The organism is Streptomyces sp. NPDC006134, from assembly GCF_040628835.1.
Classification (GTDB): domain Bacteria; phylum Actinomycetota; class Actinomycetes; order Streptomycetales; family Streptomycetaceae; genus Streptomyces.
Genome location: NZ_JBEXTV010000001.1, coordinates 44,438 through 60,963, shown reverse-complemented (window position 1 = coordinate 60,963; position 16,526 = coordinate 44,438). Strand labels below are relative to the sequence as shown.

Here is a 16,526-nt window from a genome sequence, read left to right as displayed (position 1 = left end):
CGCGGGCGGCCCCGGCTCAGGCGGGGCGGCGCCCGGCCGGCACCAGCACGGCCGGACGGGTGGAGCCGACCAGCCGCAGATGGGCGTACGCGGCGGACACCATGGTCATGTGGTGGTGCCAGGCGGGGAAGGAACGCCCGGTGAAGTCCAGCAGCTCGTACCGGCCGTCCATGCACTCGGTCGTGTCGAGGGCGCTGACGTAGCAGCGGGCCAGCTCCAGGAGTTCGTCCAGGCGGTGGTGCACGAGGTTGGTGAGCCAGAGCCGGGAGTCCGGCGCCCCGTCCGGGCCGAGCTCGCTGAACAGCCGGTAGGCCCGCCGCTCACCGCCGGCCCCCGGCCTCTCCCGCTCGGGCCGCCAGACCAGCGCGGACAGCACCTGGGTCTGCCGGAAGCGGCCGTCGGAGCCGGTGACGGCAGCGGCGTGGCGGTTCCACATCCGCGGCACGCCCGCGTCCGCCGCGCCGCCTGCCGCGCCCCCCCGGCCCGCGCCGGGGCCGCCCCCGCAGCGCCCCGCGCGGAGGCCCGGCCGGGCGCCCCTCGCCGGCCCGTCCCGCGCCCGCGGACAGAGCGCGCGGGTGGACGGCGACGACGAAGTCCCACCCGGCGGCGTCGAGCAGTTCGGTCAGCTCCGACACGTCGGGCGCCTCGGTCATGTCGGCCACCACCGGCACCCGCGGTGAGCCGGTGCGGCCGGCCCGGTCGGCGATCAGGTCCAGGGCGTGCCGCCACTGCGGACGGAAGCGCTCGGCCTCGGGGATGCGTGCCCGGCGGCGCAGCCCGGGGTCGTCGGTCCACTGCCGGGGCAGGAACAGCCGCCAGTCGACGGGGAAGTTGGCCCCCGGGCACGACAGGAAGAGGACCGTGGCCGTCTGGCAGTTGACGGTGCGTCCGGACAAGGGGTCGAAGCGCTGGTGCACGCCCACCGACTGGTCCCCGCGCTTGGGCAGGATCACCGGGGTGACGGTCCACGCCCGGACCGACGAGCGCTGTCCGATCCACCGGACGAGCGCGTCACGGCCCGGCTCCCAGTCCCAGGGGCTGCTGTTGATGAACTGCTGCAGCGAGTACCAGACGGTCGGCGAGTCGGACACGGCCCCGGCCAGTCGGCGCACCGACTTCTTGCCGTCGGTGAGCAGCAGTCCTTTCAGATAGGTGCCGGCCCACCGGCGTTGATCAGCGCGCGGCAGGTACCCGAAGATCTGCTGGGCGAAGACTTCGACGGAACGCGCGCCCATGTCCGCTGGGGTCTGATGTGCGGATAACGAGAACACGGCCGTTGCTCCCTCTGCACAGTGCGAGAACAAGTCGGTTGCGCATCAAACCATTTGCGACCGGTAGGGGCCGTGACGTAGACCTCACGACCAGCCGACAGAAGATTAAATGTGCGTATCGATCGCTGAAAGCAGGCAGAGTGCGGTCGCCGTTGCCCCCGCCCGGTGCGGGCCGGGCCGCGCGGTCGCCGCGGCTCGGGCCGTCGAGACCGCCCGGCGCCCAGGAGGAGAAGCGTCCACCGGCGCGCCGAGCGGCACGGCCCGCGCTCCCCGCGCGGGCCGTGCCGCTCACCCGTCTCCCTCACCCGTGCCGTGCGCGGACCTCAGGCGCCGAACGAGTGGATCGTCGTCGTCCGGTACGTCTGCCCCGGCCGCAGCACGGTCGACGGGAACGACGGCTGGTTGGGGGCGTCCGGGAAGTGCTGGGTCTCCAGGCACAGGCCGTCGCCCTGCCGGTACAGGCGCCCGCTGGTGCCGGTCAGGGTGCCGTCGAGGAAGTTGCCGGAGTAGAACTGGAGGCCCGGCTGGTCGGTGGCGATCCTCAGGGTGCGGCCGGAGGACGGCTCGCGGAGCGTGGCGATGTGCTCGGGGCGGGCGGTGACGCCCTTGTCGAGGACCCAGTTGTGGTCGAAGCCCTGGGCCGTGACGAGCTGCGGGTGGGCGGCGCGGAGGTCCCGGCCGACCGGCTTGGCGCGGCGGAAGTCGAGCGGGGTGCCCGCGACCTTCGCCAGCTCGCCGGTGGGGATCAGGCCCGCGTCGGTGGGCGTGTAGCGGGACGCGGCGATCGACAGCTCGTGGTCCTCGATGGTGCCGCTGCCCTCGCCGGCCAGGTTCCAGTAGACGTGGCTGGTGAGGTTGACGACGGTGGCCTTGTCGGTGGTGGCCTCGTAGTCGATCCGCCAGTCGCCGCCGCGGGTGAGCGTGTACGTCACCGTCGCCCTCAGCGTGCCCGGGTAGCCCATCTCGCCGTCGGCGCTCGTGTAGGACAGGCGCAGGCCGACGTCGGAGCCCTCGGCGAACGGCTCCACGTCCCACACCCGCTTGTCGAAGCCCTGGGCGCCGCCGTGCAGGCTGTTGTCGCCGTCGTTGACGGAGAGCTGGTACTCCTTGCCGTCCAGGGTGAAGCGGCCCCGGTCGATGCGGTTGCCGTAGCGGCCGATCAGGGCGCCCATGTACGGGCTGGAGGCGACGTAGTCGTCGAGGTTGTCGAAGCCCAGGGAGACGTTGGTGTACCGGCCCCGGCGGTCCGGGATCTCCAGGGACTGCACGATGCCGCCGTAGGAGAGGACCTTCATCCGCGTGCCGCCGTTCTCCAGCGACCAGCGGTGGACCTTCGTCCCGTCGGCGAGCTTCCCGAAGAGTTCCTTCACCGGCTTCCTGCCTCCCGTGGCGTGTGCGGGGCCGGCCGTGGTGGCGGCGGCGAGGCCCGCCGCGGCGGCGCCCGCGATGACCGTGCGTCTGCTCAGTTCCATGTGCGGCTCCTGCGAAAGGAAGGGCCCCGCCGTCCGGCGGGGCCCGGATGGCTTACGAACCGACCCTGCGCTTGTTCCACACGTCGAACCCGACCGCCGCCAGCAGCACCAGGCCCTTGATGACCTGCTGCCAGTCGGTGCCGATGCCGACGAGGTTCATACCGTTGTTCAGCACGCCCAGCACCAGGCCGCCGATGATCGCGCCGAGGACCGTGCCGACGCCGCCGCTCATCGACGCGCCGCCGATGAACGAGGCCGCGATGGCCTCCAGCTCGAAGTTGAGGCCGGCCTTGGGCGAGGCCGCGTTGAAGCGGGCGGCGAAGACCAGGCCCGCCAGGGCCGCGAGCATGCCCATGTTCAGGAAGACCAGGAAGGTGACCTTCTTGTCCTTCACGCCCGACAGCTTCGCCGCGGGCAGGTTGCCGCCGATGGCGTAGATGTGGCGGCCGACGACCGCGTTGCGCATCACGTAGCCGAAGCCGACGACCAGCGCGCCGAGGACGAGCAGCACGATCGGGGCACCCTTGTAGCTGGCCAGCAGCAGCGTCACCACCAGGACGGCGGAGACCAGCGCGACCAGCTTCAGCAGGAACAGCTTGGCGGGCAGCACCTCCAGCGCGAACTCCTGCTGCCGCTTGCGGTCGCGCAGCTCCTGGAAGACCACGAACGCGATCACCGCCAGGCCCAGCAGCAGCGTCAGGTTGTGGTAGTTCGTCTCCGGGCCGACCTCGGGCAGGAAGCCGTTGGCGACCTTCTGGAGCCCCGACGGGAACGGGCCGATGGTCTGGCCCTCCAGGAAGATCTCCGTCAGACCGCGGAAGAGCAGCATGCCCGCCAGGGTCACGATGAACGACGGGATGCCCAGATACGCGATGAAGAAGCCCTGCACGGCACCCGCCGCCGCGCCGATCGCCAGGCACAGCACCAGCGCCAGCGGCCAGGCGATGTCCTGCTCCACCATCAGCACCGCGGCCACCGCGCCCACGAACGCCGTCAGCGAGCCCACCGACAGGTCGATGTGGCCCGCGATGATCACCAGCATCATGCCGATCGCGAGGATCAGGATGTAGCTGTTCTGGAGGACCAGGTTGGAGACGTTGCGCGGCAGCAGCAGGTCGCCGCCGGTCCACACCGCGAACAGCGCCACGATCAGGCCGAGGGCGATCAGCATGCCGTACTGCCGCATGTTGCGCCGCAGGCCGTCGAGCATCAGCCCCAGCAGGCCCTGGCCGCCGGCCGGTCCGCTCTTGCCGGGCGGCGCGGGCGCCGGGCTCTCGGCGGTGACATCCGTGCTCATCGGGTTACCTCTTTGTCCTTCGTCATCTGACGCATCAGCGCTTCCTGCGAGGCCTCGGCCCGCGAGAACTCACCCGTCAGCCGCCCCGCGGCCATCGTGTAGATGCGGTCGCACATGCCGAGCAGCTCCGGCAGCTCGGAGGAGATGAAGACGACCGCCTTGCCCTGGGCGGCCAGCCGGTCGATGACCGTGTAGATCTCGTACTTGGCGCCCACGTCGATGCCGCGCGTGGGCTCGTCCAGGATCAGCACGTCGGGACCGGCGAAGATCCACTTGCTGAGCACGACCTTCTGCTGGTTGCCGCCGGACAACTTGCCCACCGGCTCGAACACGGTCGGCGCCTTGATGTTCATGGACTTGCGGAAGCCCTCGGCGACCTGCCGCTCCTCGTGCTCGTCGACCACACCCCGCCGGGCGACCTTCCGCAGCGCGGTCAGCGAGATGTTCCGGTTGATGGTGTCGATGAGGTTCAGGCCGTAGTGCTTGCGGTCCTCGGTGACGTACGCGATGCCGTTGCGGACCGCCTCGGGCACGGTCTTCGTACGGATCTCCCGGCCGTCCTTGAGGACCGTGCCGCCCGCGTACCGGCCGTAGGTGCGCCCGAAGACGCTCATCGCCAGTTCCGTGCGGCCTGCGCCCATCAGGCCGGCGATGCCGACGATCTCCCCGCGCCGCACGGTCAGCGACACGTCGTCGACCACCTTGCGCTGCTGGTCGATGGGGTGGTGCACGGTCCAGCCGCGGATCTCCAGCGCCGGTGCCGCGCCCTCCTCCGGCCGGTGCGGGGTGCGCTCCGGGAAGCGGTGCTCCAGGTCGCGGCCGACCATCCCGGCGATGATCCGGTCCTCGGTCGTCTCCGGGGCCTTCACGTCGAGGGTCTCGATGGTGCGCCCGTCGCGGATGATCGTCACCGAGTCGGCGACCTTGCGGATCTCGTTCAGCTTGTGGCTGATGATGATGGAGGTGATGCCCTGGTCCTTCAGCTGGAGGATCAGGTCGAGGAGTTTGCCGCTGTCCTCGTCGTTGAGCGCCGCCGTCGGCTCGTCGAGGATGAGCAGCTTCACCTTCTTCGACAGCGCCTTGGCGATCTCCACCAGCTGCTGCTTGCCCACGCCGATGTCGGCGACGCGGGTCTCCGGGTGCTCGTCCAGGCCGACCCGGCGCAGCAGTTCGGAGGCGTGCCTGAGCGTGTCGTTCCAGTCGATGAAACCGCGCGCGGCGTGCTCGTTGCCGAGGAAGATGTTCTCCGCGATCGACAGGAACGGCACCAGCGCCAGCTCCTGGTGGATGATCACGATGCCGCGCTGTTCGCTCGCCCGGATGTCCTTGAACCGGCAGGGCTGCCCCTCGAAGAGGATCTCCCCTTCGTAGGTGCCGTGCGGATGGACGCCGGAGAGCACCTTCATCAAGGTCGACTTGCCGGCGCCGTTCTCCCCGCAGATGGCGTGGACCTCGCCCTGGCGGACGGTCAGGGTGACGTCCGACAGCGCTTTGACACCGGGGAAGGTCTTGACGATCGAGCGCATTTCCAGGACGGGTCCCGCCATGGTCGTGCCTTCCAATCCTTCGGTGGGCCCGGTTACTTGAGGTCGTTCTCGGTGTAGTAGCCGTCGTCGATGAGCGCCGTCTTGTAGTTGGACTTGTCGACGCTGACCGGCTGGAGCAGGTACGCGGGGACGACCTTGGCACCGTTGTCGTAGGTCTTGGTGTCGTTGACCTCGGGCTTCTTGCCGTTCAGGGAGGCGTCGACCATGTTCGCGGCGACCTTGGCGAGCTTGCGCAGGTCCTTGTAGACGGTCTGGGTCTGCTCACCCGCGATGATCGACTTCACGGAGGCGAGCTCCGCGTCCTGGCCCGTGACGACCGGCATGGGCTTGGCCTCGGAGCCGTAGCCGTCCGACTTCAGGGCGGACAGGATGCCGATGGAGATGCCGTCGTAGGGGGAGAGCACCGCGTCGACCCGGGCGCTGCGGTAGCTGGAGGTCAGCAGGTCGTCCATGCGCTTCTGCGCGGTGCCGCCGTCCCAGCGCAGGGTGGTGACCTGGTTGAGGGCGGTCTGCTTGGACCGGACGACCAGCTGGCCCTTGTCCATGTACGGCTTCAGGACGTTCATCGCGCCCTGGAAGAAGTACTTGGTGTTGTTGTCGTCGTTCGAGCCGGCGAACAGCTCGATGTTGAACGGCCCCTTCTTGCCCGCCTTCAGGCCGAGCTTCTCGGCGATGTAGCCGCCCTGGAGCTCGCCGACCTTCTCGTTGTCGAACGAGGCGTAGTAGTCGACGTTCTCGGTGCCCAGGATCAGCCGGTCGTAGGAGATCACCGGGATGTCGGAGTCCTTGGCCTGCTGGAGCACGTTGTTCAGGGACTTGTTGTCGATCGCGGCGATGATCAGGGCGTCCACACCCTGCGTGATCATGTTCTCGATCTGGGAGACCTGCTGGTCGGGGTCGTCCTCGCCGTAGACGAGCTTGGTCTTGTACCCCTTGGCCTTCAGTTCCTTCTCGACGTTGGCGCCGTCGGCGATCCAGCGCTCGGAGGACTTGGTCGGCATCGCGATGCCGATGGTGGCATCCTTCGCGTCCCCCGCGCCCTCCTCGCTGCCACCCTCGCTGTTCTGGCCGCAGGCGGTCAGGGCCAGGGCGAGGGAGGCGGAGGCGGCTATCGCGGCGAGTGCGGCTCTGCGGTTGCGCATGGTCATCATCCTTGATGTGTGTGCAGGGCTCGGGCCTGGCGGCTCGCAGGACGCTCCGAAAGGGGTGGTGCGGGGAGAGTGCGGGGAACGACCGAGAGCAGGTGTGTGGGATTGTGCGCGGCTGTGTCTTCTTGTGTGAAGAGAAATTCCGTAACGTTATGAAGCAGTCCGCGTGATGAAGCAGTCCGCATGATGAAGCAGTCCGTTTCATGACGCGGTCCGCGTCACGACGTGGTCTCGAACCGGTTGAGCGTGCCGGGCAGCCGCGAGCCCAGCGGGGCCATGTCGCCGTCCGCCCCGTGCCGCGCCAGCAGGTCCAGCGCGAGCCGGCCGCGCCGCACCCGCTCCTTCGCGGTGGCCAGCGTCAGCTCCCGCATGTGGTGCCCGTAGGGGTAGATGCCGGGCGCCTTGGCGAGGCCGAACTTCAGGTAGAGCGGGGCGCCGCGCCGGATCAGCTCGGCCACCTCGTACATGCGCACGTAGCCGCCGAGGTCGTCCGGGGCCTCGATGTACATGTCCATCGGGGCCGCCGACACCCGCCGGATCTCGGTGAGGTGGTCCAGCGTCAGGTCGCTGGGCACGTTGACGGAGTCCGCGCCGAGCCGCTCGTACACCGCGAACGACGCCGGGTTGACCGGCCCGACCAGCGCCGAGACCTTCAGGGTGGTGTCGGCGGGGATGATGCCGGCGGCCCGCGCCCGGTGCAGCGTCCACAGCACGCCCTCGTCGGCCACGAGCAGGCACTTCACGCCCAGCTCGGTCGCCCGGACGGCGTCCTCGACGCACCCGGCGACGGCGTCGTGGCCGCGCGCCCGCAGACCCGCCCCGCCCGAGTCGGTCCGGGTGGAGCCGCCGATGTCCCAGGTGCCGCGCGGGCCGGTGAACAGGCACAGCTCGATGTCCCGTTCGGCGGTGGCTTCGACCATCTCCGTGATCTCGGCGTCGGTGAGCATCCACACACCGCTGCCCTGGCTGATGCGGTGGATCGGCACGTCCAGCCGCGAGGACTCCTTCAGGACCACCGCCAGCGCCTCGGGCCCCTCGCAGGAGGGGATCTCGGTGCGCCAGCGACCGCCGCCGGGGAAGGAGTGCGGCGAGGCGTCGGCGGGGTCGGGGGCGGGCGCGGCCAGGCCCAGGGCGGCGAGCGCGGGCTCACCCGGCTTGCGGGCTGCCGTGGCGGAAGCGTCGGTCACAAGCTGTCCTTAGTGTTCGGTATATCGGACGAAGTTCGCGGCTCAAGGCGTGCGGGGGGCTGGGGTACGCCGGTACGGCGGACGTCAGGTCACCCCGTACCGGCGTACGACTACGGGCGGAGCGATTACGGGTGCAGCAGGACCTTGCCCACCTTCGGATCGCCGGACCCCACCAGCTCCAGGGCGCGGGAGAACTCGGCGAGTTGCAGCTCGTGCGTCACCAGCGGCAGCGGGTCGAGCAGCCCGGCGCCGAAGACCCGCACCGTGTGCGCCCAGGCGTCCGGCGGCGCCCCGAAGACGGTGTGCACCTCCAGCTGCCGCACCACCAGGTCGGTCGGGTCCAGTCCGGCCGCGCCCGGCGCCGGGATGCCCGTCAGCACCAGGCGCCCGCCGCGCCGCAGCAGCCCGGCGGAGGTGCGGGCCGCGTCGGCCGACCCGGCCGTCTCGATGACGACGTCGAAGTCGCCGGGGAGCTCCTGGTCCTTGGTGCGGAAGTCGGTGGCACCGAACCGCCGGGACAGCGCCTCCCGGTCGGGACGGCTCCCGACCACCAGCAGCTCCGCCGGGGAGGCGGCCCTGAGGAACTGCACGGCGAACATGCCGAGCGTGCCCGTGCCGACGACGGCGACCCTCTCGCCCGGCCGCGCGTTCGCCTTGAGGGCGGCGGCGGCGATGCAGGCGGCCGGCTCCAGCAGGGCGGCGGCGGTGAGGTCGGCGCCGTCCGGCAGGGGGTGCAGCAGGCGCGCCGGGAGGGTGAGGGTGGGGGCCATGGCGCCCGGCTGGGTGAAGCCGGTCTCCTCGTACCCCGCCGTGCACAGGGTCGTCTCGCCCGCGTGGCAGCGGTCGCAGACCTGGCAGTTGCGGAACCCCTCGCCGACGACCTTGCGGCCGGTCAGGGAGTCGGGGACGCCCGCGCCGACCCGCTCCACGGTCCCGGACCACTCGTGGCCGGGCGTGAGCGGGTAACGGACGTACCCCTCGGGCCGGTTGCCCTGGTAGACCTCGCGGTCGCTGCCGCAGATGCCGACGGCGTGCACGCGGACCAGGGCCTCGCCCGGACCGGGGTCGCGGGGCGTGTGCTCGGCCAGGTGGAAGGCGCCCGGGGCGTCGACGACGACGGCGGAGCTCACTGGGCTTCCTTCGGGTTCCGCTTCTCCCAGCCCTCGGCCCACAGGTCGAAGTGGGCCCGCTGCTGCGGGAACTCGGCGGCGGCGTCCACGTCCAGCTCGACGCCGAGGCCGGGCGCGTCGGAGAGGTGGAAGTACCCGTCGACCACCTGGGGGGCGCCCTTGACGACCTTCTTGATCTCCGCGTCCGCGAAGTCGTTGAAGTGCTCCAGGATCTTGAAGTTCGGGGAGGTGAAGCCGACCTGGAGGCTCGCGGCGGTCAGGACGGAGCCGCCCACGTTGTGCGGGGCGACCAGCATGTAGTGGGTCTCGGCGGTGGCGGCCAGCTTCCGCGTCTCCCAGATGCCGCCGATGTGGCCGACGTCCGGCTGGATGATGTCCACGGCCTGGCTGTCGAACAGCTCACGGAACTCGATCCGGTCGTGGATGCGCTCACCGGTGGCGACCGGGATGTCCACCTTGGCGGCGATCTTCTCCAGCGCCTTCAGGTTCTCCGGCGGGCAGGGCTCCTCCAGCCAGGCCGGCTTGAACGGCGCCATCTCCTTGGCCAGCCGGACGGCGGTGGCGGGGGAGAAGCGGCCGTGCATCTCCAGCATCAGCTCGGCGTCGGGGCCGATGGCGTCGCGGACGGCCTCGATGAGGGAGACGGCGTACAGGGTCTGCTCGTGGTCCAGCTCGAAGTGGCCGGTGCCGAAGGGGTCGATCTTCAGCGCCTTGTAGCCGCGCTCCATGACCCCCTGGGCGGCCTTGTGGTACGCCTCCGGCGTCCGCTCGGTGGTGTACCAGCCGTTGGCGTACGCCTTCACCTTGTCGGTGACCTTGCCGCCCAGCAGCTGCCAGACGGGGACGCCGAGGGCCTTGCCCTTGATGTCCCAGCAGGCCATCTCGATGACGGCGATGCCGGACATCACGATCTCGCCGGCGCGCCCGTAGTCGCCGTACTTCATGCGCTTGACGAGGTCCTCGACAGCGAACGGGTCGGAGCCGAGAATGTGGTTGACCTCGGCCTCCTTGAGGTAGCCGAGCAGGGCGTCGGTGTGCCCCAGCATCCGGGTCTCGCCGACCCCCGTGATCCCCTCGTCGGTGTGCACCTGGACGTAGGTCAGGTTGCGCCACGGCGTTCCGACCACGTGCGTGCTGATTCCGGTGATGCGCACGGCAGTTGCCCCTCGCTCTGTTCGATATTTCGGCACTCGTTCGAAATGCTGGCGTGACAGTAAGGAGGGTCCGGCGGGGGTGTCAATGGGTCGCGCGCATAACGGTTTCCCACACAACCTTCACAGCCGGATCTAGGAACGCGACCGGCGCGGAATCTAGTCTTCCCGCGTCATGGACTACTGCCACCCGTGCCGACGGCACCTCAACGGCGCCCTCGCGTGCCCGGGGTGCGGCACGTTCGCCGACAGGCTCCCCGCGTACGCCGGGGAACCGGCCGCGCAGCCGCACGGAGGCGCGGCGTACGGAGGCGCGGTGGCGACCGGGGACGAGTGGAGCGGGTCGTACGGCGACGCGGCGTACGGCGGCACGGCGTACGGCGGCACGGCGTACGGCGATGTGGCGTACGGCGATGTGGCGTACGGCGACGCGGTGTACGGAGGCGCGGAGACGGCCGGGGCCGAGAGGGCCGAGCCGGACGGTGGCGCGGGGGAGTGGGCCGAGAGGGCCGAGGCGTGCGGCGATGCGGGCGAGCGGGCGGATCGCGCCGCTCCGGCGGGCCCGGCCGACCGGACCGCCCACCCCGGTCCGGGGCGTGCCGGGGCCGGCCGCCGGGACCGCAAGGCCGCGGCGCACCGCCGTCGGCGGCGCCGGACCCTGTTCGTCGCGGCGGGCTTCGCGCTGGCGGCCGGCGGGCTGAGCCTCGCCGAGCTGGGCGTGGACAAGCAGGGCGGGCCGCCGCGGCCCGTGGCCGCCGGGGGCGACGCCCCGGAGGAGGTGGCACCGGCGGAGGCCGGGCAGTCCGCGGTTCCCCGCGACGGCACGCCACTCCCCGGCGGAACGGCGTCCGCCGCGCCGGGAGCCTCCCCGTCCGCCGCGCCGTCGGAGTCGGCCTCCGCGTCGCCGACGGGCGAGGCGTCGCGGGTGGCGGAGGGCGAGGCGGTCGACGCGGATCCCCGGCCCGCCTCCACGGCCCCGCCCTCGGCACATCAGGCCGTACGCCCCTCGGCGCCGGGCGCGACGCACTCGTCGGCACCGGCCGCGGAGCCGACGAGTGCGGCTCCGTCCCCGCCTCCGTCCCCGGCGCCGACCGAGACGTGCGACCGCTTCCTGTGGTGGTGCACGTAGCCCTCCGGGCCACGCGCTTCCGTCTGCCGTCACCTGCCGCTGCCTTCGGTCACCAGCCGCTGTCTGCCGTCACCCGCCGCTGCCTTCGGTCGCCAGCCGCTGTCTGCTGTTACCAGCCGCCGTCTGCCGTCACCTGCCGTCTGCGGGTCGCCACCCGTCTCCGCCGCCGCACCCTTGCCTACACATACGGCCGACCGTATTCTCACTGCATGGATACGCAGCTCACCGAAGAGTCGGATCCGTTCTGCCTGACGCCGCTGGACGCGGCGGCGCTCCTCTTCGACGCCCCCTGGTCCCGCTACGCCGTGATCGGGGACAGCCTGTCGGCGGGCACGGGAGACCCCCGCCCCGGCTACACCGGCCTGGGGTGGTCCGACAGGTTCGCCCGCGTCCTGCGCCGCGTGCGGCCGGACCTGGAGTACCTCAACCTCGCGGAGGCCGGCGCCACCACCGCCCGCACCATGGAGAAGCAGGCGGACGGCATGCTGGAGTTCGGCCCGGACCTGCTGCACCTGCCGTGCGGCGCGAACGACCTGGTGTGCCGCGCCCCCGACTTCCGGGCCGTGGAGCGGGAGATGCGGCGCATGTACGAGGTGGCGGCCGGCACCGGGGCGCGGCTGACCACGTTCACCCTGGGGAAGGCGTACGTCGTGCCGGGCTTCCCCGACTGGTCCGACCGGGTGGCCAGGGTCAACGAGATCACCCGGTCCCTGGCCGCCGAGTACGCAGCCGTGGTGGTCGACATGTGGGACCACCCGGTCAACGCCCGGGAGGACCTGCTGAGCGAGGACCGCATCCACTTCTCGGCGTCCGGGCAGGCGGTCATGGCGGCCGAGATGGTCAAGGCCCTGGCGTACACGCTCGGCCGCGCCGCGCACGTCTGACCTGCAGCGCCCAGCCCTCACACCCCGAACCAGATACGATCGAACGTATGCAGGAAACGGCGGAGATCACGGACAAGCGCCTGCTGCGCGGCGCCCGGACGCGCGGGATCGTGCTGCGGCGGGCCGTGGACCTCGCCTCGCTGGAAGGGCTGGACCACCTGTCCTTCGGGCGGCTGGCCGGCGACACCGGTCTGAGCAAGGCCGGCATCCAGACCCTGTTCCGCACGAAGGAAGCGCTGCAACTGGCGACCGTCGGCTTCGCCCGAGAGATGTTCGTCGACGCGGTCGTCCGCCCGGCCGCTTCCGCTCCGCGGGGCCTGCGGCGGCTGTCCGCGCTGCTCGACCGCTGGGCGGAGTACGCCGAGGCGCCGCTGTTCGCCGGCGGCTGCTTCTGGGCCGCCAACCTCGCCGGCTTCGACAGCAAGGCGGGCCCGGTGCGGGACGCCCTCTTCCGGGACCAGCGGGAGTGGCGCGAGACCCTCGCGAGCGAGCTGCGCTACGCCGTGGCGGCCGGGGAGATCGCCGCACTCGACATCGACCTCGCCGCCTTCCAGATCGACGCGCTGCTGAGCGCCGCCAACACCGCCCTGCGCACCGGGGACGACGACGTGGTGGACAAGGTCCGGCGCATCATCGACGGCTCCCTGACCGTACGCGGCTGAGGCGCCCCGCCCGGAGGGGCGCGGACGGCCCCGGCGACCGCCCCCGGTCCGCCGCCCGCGCCGTTTGCTCCGTCTGCTCCGTCGGCTTGTTCCGTCTGCTCCGTCGGCTTGTTCCGTCTACTCCGCCAGCATGCGCCGCAGCGCGTCCCGCAGCGCCAGCCGCTCCGGCTCCGACAGCCCCGCCAGCGGTTCCCGCGCGAACCGCAGGGAATCACGCAGGCCGCGCGCCACCCGGCGCCCCTCGGCCGTCACCGCCGCCACCTTCACCCGCCGGTCGCCGGGGTCCGGCCGCCGCTCCACCAGCCCCCGCGCCTCCAGCCGGTCCACGATCCCGGTCACGTTCGACGGCTCGCAGCGCAGCCGCTGGGCGAGCCTGCGCATCGGCAGCGGCTCCAGCGACAGCAGGCTCAGCAGCCGGGCCTGCGCGCCCGTGAGCGAGTGCTGCGCGGCGGCCTCCTCGTAGTCGGCGTGGAAGCGGGCCACGGCCTCGCCTATGAGCTCCACGACCTCCAGGGTCAGGGCGTCGGAACGGGGGGCCGGGTGTGAGGTGACCATGGGTTCAGGGTACCCAGTTGTTTGACAACCTGAAATGTTCAGGAGCATGGTTGTTTCAGGTACTGAAGTAAACGCCGTGCTCCCGAGAGGAAAGGCGCTCCCCCATGACCGACTCCCCCACCCTCCCCGCCGTCAACCGTGAATGGCACCTGCTGAGCCGGCCGGTGGGCTGGCCCAAGCCCGAGGACTTCGCCCTGGTCGAGGCGGAGATGCCGGAGCCGGGCGAGGGGCAGGTGCTGGTGCGCAACCTGTACCTGTCCGTCGACCCGTACATGCGCGGCCGCATGAGCGCCGCCAAGTCCTACGTCGCCCCCTTCGAGCTGGGCAAGGTCATGCAGGGCGGCGCGGTCGGCGAGGTCGTCGCCTCGAACGCCGAGGGCATCGCCGTCGGCGACCACGTCCTGCACTTCTTCGGCTGGCGCGAGTACGCCGCCGTGGACGCGAAGCACGCCGTGAAGGTGGACCCCGAGGCCGCGCCGCTGTCGACGTACCTCGGCGTGCTCGGCATGACCGGGCTGACCGCCTACGCGGGCCTGCTGCGCACCGCCGCCTTCAAGGAGGGCGACGCCGTGTTCGTCTCCGGCGCCGCCGGGGCCGTGGGCAGCCAGGTCGGGCAGATCGCCAAGCTGAAGGGCGCCTCGCGGGTCATCGGGTCCGCCGGGTCGGCGGAGAAGGTCAAGCTGCTCGTCGAGGAGTACGGGTTCGACGCCGCCTTCAACTACAAGGACGGGCCGGTGGACGAGCAGCTGCGGGCCGCCGCCCCGGACGGCATCGACGTCTACTTCGACAACGTGGGCGGCGACCACCTGGAGGCCGCCATCGGCTCGCTGAACGAGGGCGGGCGCATCGCGATCTGCGGCATGATCTCCGTCTACAACAACACCGAGCCCGCGCCGGGTCCGAGGAACCTGGCCCGGCTCATCCAGACCCGGGGCCGGATCGAGGGCTTCCTCGTCGGCGACCACTACGACCTCCAGCCGCAGTTCGTGCAGGAGGTCGGCCCGTGGGTCCGCGACGGCCGCCTGAAGTACCGCGAGACCGTCGTCGAGGGCATCGAGAACAACCTGGAGGCGTTCCTCGGCGTCCTGCGCGGCGACAACATCGGGAAGATGGTCGTCAAGCTCTGACGCCCACGCGCCCACGCGCCCGCACGGCCACGCGCCCGCACGGCCACGCGCCCGCAGGCGCACGCGTCCGCACGGCCGTACACGCGGGCTGCCGTACGCGCAGGTGGCCGTACACGCGGGAGATCGCACGTGCGGACGACCTCCCACCCCGGCGCCCTTCACCGGGTTTCCGGCATGCGGTAAATTCTTTCCAGTATCTGTCGCGATCGTGGGCGCGAGTCGCGGCGGACCGAGGAGGAAGACAACCGCATGCCGATTCAGCAGTCCGACGTCCTGTACACCGCCGTCGCCACCGCCGAGAACGGCCGTGACGGCCGGGTGGCCACCGATGACGGCAAGCTCGACGTCGTCGTCAACCCGCCCAAGGAGATGGGCGGCAGCGGCGCCGGCACCAACCCGGAGCAGCTGTTCGCCGCCGGGTACAGCGCCTGCTTCCAGGGCGCGCTCGGCGTCGTCGCCCGCGAGGAGGGCGTCGACGTCTCCGGCTCCACCGTCACCGCCAAGGTCGGGATCGGCAAGAACGACGAGGGGTTCGGCATCATCGTCGAGATCTCCGCGAACATCCCGGGCGTGGACGCCCAGGCCGCCAAGGAGCTCGTCGAGAAGGCCCACCAGGTGTGCCCGTACTCCAAGGCCACCCGCGGCAACATCACCGTGACGCTCGTCTGAGCGCGGTCGTTGACCACGGCGAAGGCCGCACCCTCGGACGTGGGGTGCGGCCTTCGCCCGTCTCGCGGACCTCAGAGGGCGGCCCGGTGCACCGCCCGCACGAACGCCTCGTTCTCCGGCGCCGCCCCGCCCGGGAACGCGCACCGGCGCCGCGTGTAGCCGTACGCCAGGCCGCTGCGCGGATCGGCGAACGCCTGCGAGCCCCCGGCCCCGCTGTGCCCGAAGGCGCCGGCGCCCAGGAACGGGTACCAGACGTGTCCCGTGGCCTGGAAGCCGAACCCGTACGCCCGGTGGACACCGGCCACCAGGTCGTGGCCGACGGAGTGGACCTGCCCGGCCAGGGCGAGGGTGTCGGGTTTCAGCAGCGGCGGCCGGCCGTCCACCTCGCTGATCGCCGCCGCGTACATCCCGGCGAGCCCGCGCGCCGAGGCGACACCGCCCGCGGACGCCGGGCCCTTGGCGCGCACCAGGCGCGAGTTGGCGTGGTCCACCAGCTCACCCGCCCCCGGCACATGGGTGTTGAACGCGATCGAGGCGAGCGTGTGCGGCCCCGTCGGCGTCCCGTCCAGCACCGCCTGCTGCTCGGGCGTCGGCGCCATCGGCTGCACCGGCCGGAAGCGGGGCTCCTCGGACTCGGGCAGCCCCAGGTGGAAGTCCAGCCCGTAGGGGGCGCGCACCCGCTCCTCGTACAGCTCCCGCACCGTGCGGCCGGTGGCCCGCCGTACGACCTCCCCGCCGAGCGCGCCGGCCGTCAGCGCGTGGTAGCCGAAGGCGGCGCCGGGCCGCCAGAACGGCCGCTGCCCGGCCAGCCGTTCGGCGATCACCCGGTCGTCGGCCAGCTCCTCGTCCGTGAACCCGGCGTCCAGCCCGATCAGACCCGACCGGTGCGCGAGCAGGTCCCGCAGGGTCAGCCCGTCCTTGCCCTCGGTCCCGAACTCCGGCCAGTACTCCGCCACCCTGCGGTCCGGGTCCAGCACGCCGTCCTGCACGAGCAGCGCGACGACCAGGTACGCGGCGCCCTTGGTGGAGGAGAAGACGCCGTACAGGGACTCGGCGGTGACCTCCGGGCCCGCCCACAGGTCGACGACCTTGCGGCCGTGCACATAGGCGCACAACTGGCCCTCGTAGTCGGGGCGTTCACCCTTCACGAACGCGGCGAACTCCTCCCGGACCTCCTCGAAGCCGTCGGCGACGGTGCCGTGGATCTCCTGCGTCATACGCTCTCCTCAGCCGCTCTTCGGGGGACTGCGGCAGGGATCGTACGACGGGCGACATCTGTTCGGCTGGTCGATCGGTC

General features: G+C 71.5%; 16 protein-coding genes. 5 read left to right on the top strand and 11 right to left on the bottom strand.

Features of this window, described 5'->3' with window-relative positions; all coding sequences use genetic code 11:
• Window positions 1-16: 16 nt before the first annotated feature.
• The 9 genes from ABZ340_RS00305 to ABZ340_RS00265 all read right to left on the bottom strand — a co-directional run bounded on the left by ABZ340_RS00305 (window position 17) and on the right by ABZ340_RS00265 (window position 10,206).
• Complete coding sequence (locus ABZ340_RS00305) at window positions 17-376, bottom strand: hypothetical protein (RefSeq protein ID WP_358779470.1); 360 nt, start codon at window positions 374-376, stop codon at window positions 17-19.
• Entirely contained in the window at window positions 321-1,235 is a 915-nt protein-coding gene (locus ABZ340_RS00300) for a transposase (RefSeq protein ID WP_358779469.1), read from the bottom strand. The genes ABZ340_RS00305 and ABZ340_RS00300 overlap by 56 nt, the downstream gene beginning before the upstream one ends.
• Window positions 1,236-1,594: 359 nt before the next feature.
• The gene (locus tag ABZ340_RS00295; protein WP_358779468.1) at window positions 1,595-2,743 is read right to left on the bottom strand and encodes an aldose epimerase family protein; all 1,149 of its coding nucleotides are present in this window, start codon (window positions 2,741-2,743) and stop codon (window positions 1,595-1,597) included.
• Window positions 2,744-2,795: 52 nt separating this feature from the next.
• Window positions 2,796-4,040, bottom strand: coding sequence for a multiple monosaccharide ABC transporter permease (gene mmsB / locus ABZ340_RS00290; RefSeq protein ID WP_358779467.1), 1,245 nt, complete (start codon window positions 4,038-4,040; stop codon window positions 2,796-2,798).
• Window positions 4,037-5,587, bottom strand: coding sequence for a multiple monosaccharide ABC transporter ATP-binding protein (mmsA, locus tag ABZ340_RS00285; protein WP_358779466.1), 1,551 nt, complete (start codon window positions 5,585-5,587; stop codon window positions 4,037-4,039). The genes mmsB and mmsA overlap by 4 nt, the downstream gene beginning before the upstream one ends.
• Before the next feature lie 32 nt (window positions 5,588-5,619).
• On the bottom strand, window positions 5,620-6,729 hold the full coding sequence (gene chvE, locus ABZ340_RS00280) for a multiple monosaccharide ABC transporter substrate-binding protein (protein ID WP_358779465.1): 1,110 nt from the start codon (window positions 6,727-6,729) through the stop codon (window positions 5,620-5,622).
• A gap of 224 nt (window positions 6,730-6,953) precedes the next feature.
• Window positions 6,954-7,922 carry a hypothetical protein gene (locus ABZ340_RS00275; RefSeq protein ID WP_358779464.1) on the bottom strand — a complete coding sequence of 323 codons (969 nt, stop codon included), beginning with the start codon at window positions 7,920-7,922 and terminating at the stop codon, window positions 6,954-6,956.
• A gap of 125 nt (window positions 7,923-8,047) precedes the next feature.
• Window positions 8,048-9,052, bottom strand: coding sequence for an alcohol dehydrogenase catalytic domain-containing protein (locus ABZ340_RS00270; RefSeq protein WP_358779463.1), 1,005 nt, complete (start codon window positions 9,050-9,052; stop codon window positions 8,048-8,050).
• Window positions 9,049-10,206: a mandelate racemase/muconate lactonizing enzyme family protein gene (locus tag ABZ340_RS00265; protein WP_358779462.1), complete on the bottom strand. Its 1,158-nt coding sequence runs from the start codon at window positions 10,204-10,206 to the stop codon at window positions 9,049-9,051. The genes ABZ340_RS00270 and ABZ340_RS00265 overlap by 4 nt, the downstream gene beginning before the upstream one ends.
• A 172-nt stretch (window positions 10,207-10,378) precedes the next feature.
• Between ABZ340_RS00265 and ABZ340_RS00260 the strand changes: the two genes are divergently transcribed.
• From ABZ340_RS00260 to ABZ340_RS00250, 3 genes are all read left to right on the top strand, one after another.
• Window positions 10,379-11,332, top strand: a complete 954-nt coding sequence (locus ABZ340_RS00260) for a hypothetical protein (RefSeq protein WP_358779461.1) — start codon at window positions 10,379-10,381, stop codon at window positions 11,330-11,332.
• 209 nt (window positions 11,333-11,541) lie between these two features.
• Window positions 11,542-12,216 (top strand): SGNH/GDSL hydrolase family protein, encoded by a 675-nt coding sequence (locus tag ABZ340_RS00255; RefSeq protein WP_358779460.1) that lies wholly within the window; start codon window positions 11,542-11,544, stop codon window positions 12,214-12,216.
• 47 nt (window positions 12,217-12,263) lie between these two features.
• Window positions 12,264-12,878, top strand: coding sequence for a TetR/AcrR family transcriptional regulator (locus ABZ340_RS00250; protein WP_358779459.1), 615 nt, complete (start codon window positions 12,264-12,266; stop codon window positions 12,876-12,878).
• 117 nt (window positions 12,879-12,995) lie between these two features.
• Here the strand turns inward: ABZ340_RS00250 and ABZ340_RS00245 are convergent, their stop codons facing one another.
• The gene (locus ABZ340_RS00245) at window positions 12,996-13,433 is read right to left on the bottom strand and encodes a MarR family transcriptional regulator (RefSeq protein ID WP_358779458.1); all 438 of its coding nucleotides are present in this window, start codon (window positions 13,431-13,433) and stop codon (window positions 12,996-12,998) included.
• 104 nt (window positions 13,434-13,537) lie between these two features.
• On the opposite strand from ABZ340_RS00245, the gene ABZ340_RS00240 reads away from it, so the two are divergent.
• The gene (locus ABZ340_RS00240; RefSeq protein ID WP_358779457.1) at window positions 13,538-14,560 is read left to right on the top strand and encodes an NADP-dependent oxidoreductase; all 1,023 of its coding nucleotides are present in this window, start codon (window positions 13,538-13,540) and stop codon (window positions 14,558-14,560) included.
• Between the two features lie 249 nt (window positions 14,561-14,809).
• Entirely contained in the window at window positions 14,810-15,229 is a 420-nt protein-coding gene (locus ABZ340_RS00235) for an organic hydroperoxide resistance protein (protein WP_358779456.1), read from the top strand.
• Window positions 15,230-15,300: 71 nt separating this feature from the next.
• Here the strand turns inward: ABZ340_RS00235 and ABZ340_RS00230 are convergent, their stop codons facing one another.
• The gene (locus ABZ340_RS00230) at window positions 15,301-16,446 is read right to left on the bottom strand and encodes a serine hydrolase domain-containing protein (protein WP_358779455.1); all 1,146 of its coding nucleotides are present in this window, start codon (window positions 16,444-16,446) and stop codon (window positions 15,301-15,303) included.
• Window positions 16,447-16,526 lie beyond the last annotated feature (80 nt).

Coding starts and splice junctions, on each gene's coding strand:
- ABZ340_RS00300 (WP_358779469.1), bottom strand. CDS start 1,235: ATGGGCGCGCGTTCCGTCGAAGTCTTCGCCCAGCAGATCTTCGGGTAC.
- ABZ340_RS00295 (WP_358779468.1), bottom strand. CDS start 2,743: ATGGAACTGAGCAGACGCACGGTCATCGCGGGCGCCGCCGCGGCGGGC.
- mmsB (WP_358779467.1), bottom strand. CDS start 4,040: ATGAGCACGGATGTCACCGCCGAGAGCCCGGCGCCCGCGCCGCCCGGC.
- mmsA (WP_358779466.1), bottom strand. CDS start 5,587: ATGGCGGGACCCGTCCTGGAAATGCGCTCGATCGTCAAGACCTTCCCC.
- chvE (WP_358779465.1), bottom strand. CDS start 6,729: ATGCGCAACCGCAGAGCCGCACTCGCCGCGATAGCCGCCTCCGCCTCC.
- ABZ340_RS00260 (WP_358779461.1), top strand. CDS start 10,379: ATGGACTACTGCCACCCGTGCCGACGGCACCTCAACGGCGCCCTCGCG.
- ABZ340_RS00255 (WP_358779460.1), top strand. CDS start 11,542: ATGGATACGCAGCTCACCGAAGAGTCGGATCCGTTCTGCCTGACGCCG.
- ABZ340_RS00250 (WP_358779459.1), top strand. CDS start 12,264: ATGCAGGAAACGGCGGAGATCACGGACAAGCGCCTGCTGCGCGGCGCC.
- ABZ340_RS00245 (WP_358779458.1), bottom strand. CDS start 13,433: ATGGTCACCTCACACCCGGCCCCCCGTTCCGACGCCCTGACCCTGGAG.
- ABZ340_RS00240 (WP_358779457.1), top strand. CDS start 13,538: ATGACCGACTCCCCCACCCTCCCCGCCGTCAACCGTGAATGGCACCTG.
- ABZ340_RS00235 (WP_358779456.1), top strand. CDS start 14,810: ATGCCGATTCAGCAGTCCGACGTCCTGTACACCGCCGTCGCCACCGCC.
- ABZ340_RS00230 (WP_358779455.1), bottom strand. CDS start 16,446: ATGACGCAGGAGATCCACGGCACCGTCGCCGACGGCTTCGAGGAGGTC.